Source organism: Kaistella sp. CFF1-2, from assembly GCF_059509915.1.
Genome location: NZ_JCAKLF010000023.1, coordinates 1 through 1,194 on the forward strand (window position 1 = coordinate 1; position 1,194 = coordinate 1,194).

The 1,194-nt window shown below is 24.6% G+C and carries 2 protein-coding genes; both read right to left on the reverse strand.

What is annotated here, in order from left to right; all coding sequences use genetic code 11:
- Positions 1–275 (reverse strand): hypothetical protein (locus tag AC5XHR_RS13715; protein ID WP_495951343.1); only part of this gene is annotated, 275 nt, incomplete at its 3' end.
- Between the two features lie 428 nt (positions 276–703).
- On the reverse strand, positions 704–1,194 hold a 491-nt coding region (locus AC5XHR_RS13720), incomplete at its 5' end, for an immunoglobulin-like domain-containing protein (RefSeq protein ID WP_495951344.1).

Below are 1,194 nucleotides of genomic sequence, written 5' to 3' on the forward strand. Positions count from 1 at the left end.
GAAAATTGTGCGTTCAATTCTGGAATATTTTCAAAACTATTTTTCAAATTTCCATAGCAAATTATAAAATCGTTAACTTTATAATTGCTTGAAATTGAATCTAATTTAGATTTATATGAAAGTGGATATTTTTTAGTGAAATAGAATGAGCCTTCACCTTTCTCTGAAAGAAATATTTTTTCGTCTTGAATACTAAAATCTTCAATAAAATCCCAATATTTGTGATCAACAGTTATTATAAATTTTAGTGAATCCATATCGTTTTCAGTTTTCACATTTTTAATTATCCCAGTCCAATTTAGTAATTTGTTTTTATTTATTTCATTTTTAAATTTCCTTGCATCATTAGGAAGAAAACATCTTGTTGATTGCGTAAAGTAAGTTTATTCAATATTTATTGGTTTATACATTCTCGAACCTGGAGCCATTGGACAAGCATATAAAATCAATAAAAACGGAGATAAAAATACCAATTTAATACTTTTCATTTTAGAGCGAATTTTTGTAATGTAATTGCAGATAACGGAAAAAGTATTGGCGAAGAACGGGCTACTTTGCAGACATTTTCAAAGGAAAACCGACCTTGAGCAAAAATTTTTTCCTTTTGCTAATATACGAAAAAAGTAAAAGGAAAAATTTTTTCCGGATTTTGTTAACTGAATTTTCAAAGATAGTATTCACCCCGTTTTTTGCCAATACTATGTTATCTGTCGTTTTTTACATTAAACTCAATTGAACTTTCGTAAACCTTATTATTTGATTTAAACTTTTTAGTAATCTTATATTTTCCAATCTTTTTAATTGATTGTTGACTAAATAATAGTTCCATTTTTAGAGATTTATTTGGCAATAATTTATAACCAATATCATTAATGAAAATATTATTTTCAACCTTAATCCAATTGTTATCTTTATAAATCTCCAATTCAAATTCTCTCCCAAAATATAGCGTTTCTGATGTGTTATTTAATATTTCGAGATTAACAATGTTTTCTCTTTTTAGATTTTTCAAATAAAAATCATTAATATTTGACAAGTGAACACTATTTTCTAATTGTAATTTATTTAATGAGTCAACAGAATTATTTTGATTATTATGTATTGGTTTGTTTTGACAACTATTACAACTTAAAAATAATAACACAGAAGAAAAGGAAATTAAATTCATATTTATTTTAATAACGTGAAACATTT